Raw genomic sequence first — 7,794 nt, forward strand, 5'->3', positions numbered from 1 at the left:
ATTCGTACTACGCGACATTCCTGCGTTCCCGGGTGGAAGTTTCTGCGGTCACCTGCGGCATATGACGTGTTCGGTGTTTGAGCGGATTACCCGCAATCACAGGAAAATTCCACCCCGGCAGGCGCCCCGTTCTCTCCAAACAGTCAGCCAGCCTGCGCAGTTCTTTGGCTACGGTCTTGGTGCCGAGTTCTATGAGGGCGAGTTTTACGGTAACCACTATTCCATCCAGGGGGTCTTTCGCATTGAGTTGTCGCAAAAGCCAATTTCTTACGGACCGTGCCACCTGCCAACCTCCGTTTGGAATTCCGATTACATCGGGGCAGCCTCCAGCCACCGGGATAAAAAGCTAACCAGAATAACCACTTTGCGCAAGCGAAAAGCAGAATAGAAGAAGCCAGGGACGCCTGTTCCACCCGTTTGTGCAGGAAAACTTTTTTGGCGCGCCGGTACTCACAAGCAGCATTGTAGGCATCAAAATAGATGCAGAAAATTGGCCCGCAATTTGTCAGCCACCTGGTAGGTTGCAGTTTTGCTTTGAGAGTCGCAGATAAGAACGTGCCGTAAAGAACACGATCATGGTCAACGATGGTTTTCTTCTCGCCGTGCAGACTTTGCCTTCTGGCATCTTTGCATTATTTGTCCAGCTCACGGTGTTCACCTCGGCAGCATTTGTGGGAGCTGCCTTACTGTTGATTCTGCGTCTTTGGCATAGTGGCGCGTCGCAACCTCGCGACGGTTCAAATCCGGTTGAGTCCGTGGAAGTACCCAGCTTGGACCGTTACCTTTCAGGCGGCATTAAGCTTCTTCGCCCGGTGAAGGAGGACGAGGTCATTTGTGAGTTTCTGAGGAATGAGCTTCATCACCCGGACTTTGATCGCGATAGAGAAGAGGTCACCAACCTCCTTCTGCACCCAAATCTGCAAAATGCCACGGAAACCCAACAGCGCCGAGACGTATTCTTCCGCAAACGTGGGGCGATGTGGCGGGAACTGCCGAGAGATACGCAATGGTGGGAAATCGAGCTTAGGCCGGAGAATCTCGAGCAGATCCGGATTTTTCCGCGCGCCGATTGGCGACATTTCTCCCAAGATGGTTTTGGGCTGAAGAAAATCGCGAGCCGCATCCGTCAGGCAATCACAGAAACTCCAGACGATCCTTTCCTGGCGGACATCGAATCTCTCAGCCGCAAATTACCCAGCCACAGTGAGAAAAGTGCGGTGGTGTTGATCGGACTCAATGATCGCGACCCCCTCACCGTCCTGGAAGGGAACCATCGCATGGTGGCCGCTCTTTTAGCGTCCACACCGGTCCTCGACCGCTTTCGTTTCTTCTGCGGCTTGTCACCACATATGAACCGCTGTTGCTGGTATCGCACCTCGCTGATCGGTCTCGCGCATTATGCCGGCAACTTGATGCGCAATTTTGGCCAAATTCGTCATTCCGACGTGGCTCGTGTCCTGCCGCGACGGAAACCGGTGGCGGGAGCCCCTGCGGTCCGCATGCCAGACGCGACAGTGTCTTTAACCGCCGCCACTCCGGACAAACCCAGATAAAATACGCCGTCAGCGCTCCAGCAAATCCTCCAACTTTGAAAAGAAGCCGGGATAGGAAATCTCCACTACTTCCGGGTTGCGGATCAAAGTCTCTCCTGACGCGCGTAGAGACGCAATCGCTGAGGCCATCGCTATGCGGTGATCTCTGAAGGAATCCACCTCGCCGCCGTGAAGGTCCTGGCCTCCGGGCACCCGCAATCCATCCTCGAGCACTTCCACCTCAGCTCCGAAAGCGCCCAGGTTTTGCGCCATAGCGGCAATCCGGTCTGACTCTTTCACCCGCAACTCACGAGCATCACGGATTTCAATTCCCTTCTCCGTATAAGGCGCGATGGCGGCGAGCACCGGAAGCTCGTCAATCAGCGCCGCCGATTGCTTTCCAGAAATACGACCTCCCAGCAACTTCCCTCCGCTGCGCACGTGTACTGTTCCCACCAGTTCGCCGTGATGTTCCTCCACATGCATCACCGAAATGCGAACCCCCATGGAAATTAGAAAGTCGAGGATCGCGGTGCGGGTGGGATTCAGCAACAAGGCATCAATCACCAGATTGGACTCCGGGAAAAGGGCAGCAGCACAAATAAAGAACGCCGCGCTGGAAATGTCTCCGGGAATTGCAGCCGTAATCCCGTGCAACTCCTGCCCTCCTCGCAGCGAACACCTGGTTCCCGCGCTACTGACCTCCGCGCCGAAAGCGCGCAGCGCCAGTTCCCCGTGATCGCGGGTGCGCAGCGGCTCTTCAATTTTGGTTTCACCCTCGGCCAACACTCCGGCAAACAGCAGCGACGACTTCACCTGTGCGCTGGCAATGGGCATGTGGTACTCGATTCCCCGCAAGCGCCCGCCTTCGATCTTCAATGGCGGCCGACAACCGGGTCCTGACGAAAAATTGGCGCCCATTTGCGTCAGTGGAGTAACCACCCGTTCCATCGGACGCCGTGACAAGGAAGCATCGCCGATCAGTTCGCTCCTGAACCTCTGGCCGGCCAGGATTCCGGAGAGCATGCGCATGGTCGAGCCAGAGTTGCCGCAGTCCAGTGCGCCGGCAGCTCGTTTCAGCTCTCGACCGAGCCCGTGAATTTCAAGATTTCCATCTTGCTGTTGGATCCCGACTCCGAGCGCACGCATGCAAGCCACGGTGCTGGCACAATCCGCGCCGGTGGAAAAATTTTCCACATGGCTCTGCCCTTCCGCCACGCCAGCCAACATTGCATAACGATGCGAGATGGATTTATCGCCCGGAAGTCGCAGGCTTCCCGCAAGGTTCTTCGCGGGACGAACCAGAATGCTTGAACTCTCGGCCATTCAGGCAACCGCCGTTTCCAACATTGTGCCGAGTTGCCCGCTTAAGTACATGAAAATATTCATGCTAGCAACCATAACAAGACAACTTTCTCTTTCCAAACCCATCTCACTCAATGGTGCGCAAAAAAAGGCGCCCCGTTAGAGCGGCGGTACAAGGTCTTCCAGGTCTCCCCTACCTTTGAGTCCGACCCCCTCCGACCGACCCTTCTCAAGGTGGGCAGTATGTTGAACAGGATAACGCTTTTGTTAGTGGTAACCGCTCTCAACCTGGCCGCACTCCCGGGCGTAGCTCAACTTGTCGGTGAACCTGGGAATAAAGGCACTCTCTCTGGCAATGTTCTCACCTTGGATGGACGTCCGGTGCCGGACGCCCGCGTGGAGCTTCGTTCCCTCATGGCGGGTGAAATCGCGGCCACGGGCTTCACCAACCCCGACGGCAGTTTTGCTTTCAACCATGTTCCCGAGGGGCAGTATGAAGTGGAGGTCTCATCCGGCGTCGCTCAAACCAGCGAACGAGTGGAAGTGCGACAGATTAGCGACTCATTGACCGTGAAGATGCCTCGCGCGCAGCGGCAACGCGAGCAGGACGGTCAGCAAACCATCTCTGTCAACCAACTTAAAGTACCTGAGCGGGCAAGTTCGCTGTTTGAAAAAGCCAGGCAGGCGTTTTCTCAGGGAAGGATAGACCGCGCGGGCGAGTTGCTGGACAAAGCCATAGCAGTATTCCCCAACTATGCAGAAGCGCTCACCCTGCGCGGCGTAGTGAAACTGAATGCAAACCAGGTGCAGCAAGCTGCTGCAGATGTGCAACATGCCATCGAGTGCGACCCCAGTTACGGTATGGCTTATATGGTCATGGGGGCCGTTCTGAATTCGCAAGGCGAATTTCAACAGGCTTTGAGGCCGCTGGAGCGCGCCGCAACCCTGTTGCCGGCGACGTGGCAGGTTTACTTCGAAAACAGCAGAGCGCTATTGGGACTTAACAAATTCTCAGAGGCCATCAAGCAAGCTGACAAAGCTCTCTCGCTCAACGGAAACCGCGCGCCCATGATCCACCTGGTGAAGGGCTATGCTTATGTCGGCCTGAAGAATTATTCCAGTGCAACACCAGAGTTGGAGGCGTTTCTCAGTGGCGAACCCAACGGCGCCAACTCTGAGCATGCCCGGCTAACGTTGGAAGGTGCACGCACGCACTTGCAGAATGCCAGCGCTCGCGTCAGCACCCTGGAACACGGCGTTGCTTCCGGCGGCAACCGCGAAACCCTGGGCGGCAAAAACTGAAATCAGAGGCGGGCGTGCGCTTCGGCAGTGACTTCTTTTAGGACCTCGGCCGGAACTTCCCTGATTGCAACCTGAAATTCGAAGACAGGAGTCTCCGGACCGCGTCCCCAGCGGCCTACCTCCCAGTGCGCCCGCAGAAACTTGATCTCGGGCTGCTTGGTGAGGTCGAGCAGCAAGGGATGCTGCCCACGATAAAACTTCTGGGGGAATGAGGCCAGCGACTTCGCTCCCCACGCAGCGCCGTCGGGTGAGCCAAAAATGCTCACGTCCAAAGATTCCTGCTCCACAATATCCGTAATCTCTAGCGTGAGCAGCAGGACACGATTTCCCGCACCACTCAGATCAACCACCGGACCGTCGCCTTTAGCAGTCACGGTGCTCTTGGGGACCAGAAACGTATCAATCATGGGCAGCATTCTAGCAAAGTGCCGCTGAATCCCCGGCGCTGAGTCGCTTCAGGCGCGCAAAGTCTCCAGGAACTGGCGGATCACGGTCGCCGCCTGTTTGGGCTGTTCGAAGACAGCATAGTGGCCCGCCTTCGCGATCACGCTCAGGTCGCAGCGTGGAATGTTCTGGCGCATGAGCTCGGCGTCGGCCACGGGAGTGAGGCCATCTTCATCGCCCACCAGCACCAGCGTGGGCACGTCTATGGTTTTTAGGGTCGGGATTGAGTCCGGCCGCTCGGCCATGCCGCGTTGCACGGCGGCAATATCTTCTGCGGACATCTTCATCATCATGCGGCGTGCGGCTGCGACCAGATCGGGACGTAACCCTTGCGTGCTCTTCCCCAGGAGCTTGGGTAGAAGACCGTCAATCACAAACTCGGGCCCGCGCTGGAGAGCATCTTCGGCGGACTTCAGCCGGTTGCTGCGGCCCTCAGGAGTATCCGCCGACGCCTTGGTGTCACACAAAATCAGTGCAGAGACGCGTTGCCGATTTCGCCGCCAGAATTCAAACAAGGTGTATCCGCCAATGGAGACGCCGGCAAACACGGCGCGACCGACGCCGGCATCGTCGCAGACGCGAACCAGATCGGCGGCGTGCTTTTCCATGGTGGCGGGGCCATCACCGGCGCCGGAATCGCCGTGGGCGCGCAGGTCAGGCAATACCAACCGGCGGTTGCGTGCCAGCATTTGCGCCGCCGGCAACCACATCTCGTGATTTGCCGGAAAGGCGTGCAGCAGCACCAAAGGCGGCCCCTCGCCAATAACTTCGTACGCGATTTCTGCGTCACCACTCTTGATGCGCGTCATATTAGCTATCGAGTACCCCCACCCCCTCCCCCCTGCCCGGCTGTGGAATCATACATTTGGCGAGTTTTTCCCGCCAAATCTTTGGTTTTGGGGAGGTTAGAGACAAAATCCTCCCGACAAAGAGGTTACCTGGCAACATCCGAGTGTTTTCCCGTTTTGGAAATGGGACGGATGATCAGGGCGGTTTATCAAAGAGCTAACAAGTAGAGCATCGTCGTTCCGTTTCTTAAACACGGAAACGATTGTGAGAAAAGAGGACTGTAATTGTCAAGCGATTGGCTTCGGTGAAAGCCATGCTGCGGCAAACAAACACACCGTAATTAAAGCTAAGAAAATGATAGGCAGGGCAAAGAAGTATCTCCAGCTTAAGATGGTGAGGACGCCGTAGCAAAGGGCGAACGTCCACGCAGTGCGGCGCAGGAGCGCCAAAGTCTGTGCCGGAAGGCCGGCGAGTTGCCAGGCCAATACTGCCGAGAATAGAAGAAACACAGACACAAAGAACCCAGCCCCAACAAAGAGGTCCCAATACGTCCGGCTGAACCCTTGCACGGTAAAGCGAATTGAGTGCATCGCAGCAAGAAGCGTGTCTATTCCCCATGCGGTGTCGGACTGGCGAAAGCCATAGGTGTGTCCGACGTCAAAAAGCAGCAGAAGAACAGCGGCACTTCGATAAAAGGTAGAGGCTTTCAAGTTGCCCTCCAGGTTTAATCTTCGTCCAGATATTCCTGCGGCACGTCGTCCTCCGGTACCTCACGGGTGTGGACTTCCCTTCCTTCGGTGTTGCCGGCTTCTTCCACGCCGGAGACGGCGTCAGCTTCAAAGGCATTCCCCTCCTCAACTAACTCTTCCACGCTCTCCGAATCAGCGCTGGGGCGGCGCGACAATCCCTGTAAATCTCCCGACTGTTCGCCTGAAAACGGTTGCCGAACTCGCGGCGAAAACGGCTGGGCGCCGCCACGCCGGCCCTGGCTGCGAGTTCGCTTCCTGGCGGCGGACCTTTTCTTCGGAGATCTCGCCCGAACACTGGTCTTCGTCACTTTCCTGGGACGCTTGCTTGGCTTTTTGCGGGCAGTTTTCTTTGACTGCTTCGGCTTTTTCTTCCTGTTCTTTTTAGTTGCCATGGGCGAAGTCTAGCACCGGCGCGTGCTGCGGCAAAGCTGTCGCCGAGGGCGTGCTAACAACCAAGCAAAGTGCTGTAATAGAAAAGATAACAATTGCGAAAATTTCACGGTAAACCTCATAAGAATTTCAGCAGCGCCTCGGTAGTCTCTTTCGGTTTCTCCTCCAGCATCCAATGACCTGTGTCCTTGAGCACGACCACAGTAACGTCTGTTGCAACCAGCTTGGTTTGTTGCGCGAGCGCATCTCCCAACGACTTCTCGCCGCCGATGCTCAGCACTGGCATGGTCAACTTGGTCCGAGAGAGTTCGGCAAAATCCTTTGCGGCTTGCTGGAAGGAGACGAAATAAGCCCACGCTGCGCGCATGCGCTCTGGCCGCGCATAAGCGGCGGTGTAGGCACGGCGATCGGCTTCGGGAAGGGAGCGGGTTTTGTGGGCTGCGAGGTCATTCCAGAAATACTCGAAGTAGGTGCGCTCGCGGCCTCGAACCAAAGCTTCAGGGGTGGGCCCATTAAAACGGAAATGCCATATGTTGGGGTTGTTGTAAACCGCCTCCCAACCCTCGACCCCCGGAAGGAACGCATCCATGAGCACGAGCTTTGTCACCTCGCTGGGAAACTGCGCGGCGTAAGCATAGGCGACCATCAGGCCGATGTCGTGCCCCACGACCTCTGCTTTTTGCACCCCGAGCGACTTCGCAAGATCATGAATGCGGACCGCAGCGTTCTTCATATCCAGACCACTCTGCGGAATCGCCGAATCGCCAATCCCAGGCAAGTCTGGTGCGATCACCGTAAATTTCTCTGCCAGCAGTGGAATGATGGGTTTCCACATGCGAGAAGTCTCCGCGAAACCGTGTAGCAGGATCAGCGGGGTTCCCCGGCCGGAGGTCATGTAGGAAATGGCACCACCGCCTAGATTGGCAGTGTGCGTGGCAATGGTTTGTCTCGCGTCTGCAGATGCGATCCCAAGCAAAGGCGAAATGACCAGGCCGAAGACAGTCACGCGTAAAAACGGCGTCAACAATGCTTTCATGAAAGCTCCTGATGAGAGATATTGAGCGTCCTGCAGGATCGATCTCTCCCTAACGTGGAAGAGCACGGCTTTAGCCGTGCGGCTGGCAGCAAGGGATGAGGGCTTTAGCCCCTGTGCACTCGAATCCTCAGGGGCTAAAGCCCACTTCTTTCGTGCGCCTTATCGTGGGCCTGAAGGCCCACGCTTCCACGGTGTTCCAGGCTCTTCGAATTGTTTGCGACAAGGCTAGATCGCCACTTATTGGAGA

Annotated in this window: 9 protein-coding genes; 2 read left to right on the top strand and 7 right to left on the bottom strand. The window is 56.7% G+C overall.

Going from position 1 to position 7,794, the window contains the following annotated elements:
• Positions 1-7: 7 nt before the first annotated feature.
• Positions 8-283 carry a hypothetical protein gene (locus tag VFA76_13685; GenBank protein HZR32891.1) on the bottom strand — a complete coding sequence of 92 codons (276 nt, stop codon included), beginning with the start codon at positions 281-283 and terminating at the stop codon, positions 8-10.
• A 292-nt stretch (positions 284-575) separates the two neighbouring features.
• Between VFA76_13685 and VFA76_13690 the strand changes: the two genes are divergently transcribed.
• On the top strand, positions 576-1,553 hold the full coding sequence (locus tag VFA76_13690; protein HZR32892.1) for a hypothetical protein: 978 nt from the start codon (positions 576-578) through the stop codon (positions 1,551-1,553).
• Positions 1,554-1,562: 9 nt separating this feature from the next.
• Here the strand turns inward: VFA76_13690 and aroA are convergent, their stop codons facing one another.
• The gene (gene aroA / locus VFA76_13695) at positions 1,563-2,858 is read right to left on the bottom strand and encodes a 3-phosphoshikimate 1-carboxyvinyltransferase (GenBank protein HZR32893.1); all 1,296 of its coding nucleotides are present in this window, start codon (positions 2,856-2,858) and stop codon (positions 1,563-1,565) included.
• 249 nt (positions 2,859-3,107) lie between these two features.
• Between aroA and VFA76_13700 the strand changes: the two genes are divergently transcribed.
• Positions 3,108-4,139, top strand: a complete 1,032-nt coding sequence (locus VFA76_13700) for a carboxypeptidase regulatory-like domain-containing protein (protein HZR32894.1) — start codon at positions 3,108-3,110, stop codon at positions 4,137-4,139.
• 2 nt (positions 4,140-4,141) lie between these two features.
• Here VFA76_13700 and VFA76_13705 read toward each other — a convergent pair whose 3' ends face one another.
• The 5 genes from VFA76_13705 to VFA76_13725 form a co-directional block, all read right to left on the bottom strand.
• Entirely contained in the window at positions 4,142-4,546 is a 405-nt protein-coding gene (locus VFA76_13705) for a hypothetical protein (GenBank protein ID HZR32895.1), read from the bottom strand.
• A 48-nt stretch (positions 4,547-4,594) separates the two neighbouring features.
• The gene (locus tag VFA76_13710) at positions 4,595-5,392 is read right to left on the bottom strand and encodes an alpha/beta fold hydrolase (GenBank protein ID HZR32896.1); all 798 of its coding nucleotides are present in this window, start codon (positions 5,390-5,392) and stop codon (positions 4,595-4,597) included.
• Positions 5,393-5,659: 267 nt separating this feature from the next.
• The gene (locus VFA76_13715; GenBank protein HZR32897.1) at positions 5,660-6,082 is read right to left on the bottom strand and encodes a hypothetical protein; all 423 of its coding nucleotides are present in this window, start codon (positions 6,080-6,082) and stop codon (positions 5,660-5,662) included.
• A gap of 14 nt (positions 6,083-6,096) precedes the next feature.
• Positions 6,097-6,513, bottom strand: coding sequence for a hypothetical protein (locus VFA76_13720; GenBank protein ID HZR32898.1), 417 nt, complete (start codon positions 6,511-6,513; stop codon positions 6,097-6,099).
• 116 nt (positions 6,514-6,629) lie between these two features.
• Positions 6,630-7,547: an alpha/beta hydrolase gene (locus VFA76_13725; GenBank protein ID HZR32899.1), complete on the bottom strand. Its 918-nt coding sequence runs from the start codon at positions 7,545-7,547 to the stop codon at positions 6,630-6,632.
• Between the last annotated feature and the right edge of the window lie 247 nt (positions 7,548-7,794).

The sequence above is a fragment of the Terriglobales bacterium genome, assembly GCA_035651655.1.
In the GTDB taxonomy this organism is placed as follows: Bacteria; Acidobacteriota; Terriglobia; order Terriglobales; family Acidobacteriaceae; genus DASRFG01.

Excerpts from the sequence above, each read along its gene's own strand:
- VFA76_13710 (HZR32896.1), bottom strand. The coding sequence starts at position 5,392 with ATGACGCGCATCAAGAGTGGTGACGCAGAAATCGCGTACGAAGTTATT.
- VFA76_13725 (HZR32899.1), bottom strand. The coding sequence starts at position 7,547 with ATGAAAGCATTGTTGACGCCGTTTTTACGCGTGACTGTCTTCGGCCTG.
- aroA (HZR32893.1), bottom strand. The coding sequence starts at position 2,858 with ATGGCCGAGAGTTCAAGCATTCTGGTTCGTCCCGCGAAGAACCTTGCG.
- VFA76_13720 (HZR32898.1), bottom strand. The coding sequence starts at position 6,513 with ATGGCAACTAAAAAGAACAGGAAGAAAAAGCCGAAGCAGTCAAAGAAA.
- VFA76_13690 (HZR32892.1), top strand. The coding sequence starts at position 576 with ATGGTCAACGATGGTTTTCTTCTCGCCGTGCAGACTTTGCCTTCTGGC.
- VFA76_13705 (HZR32895.1), bottom strand. The coding sequence starts at position 4,546 with ATGATTGATACGTTTCTGGTCCCCAAGAGCACCGTGACTGCTAAAGGC.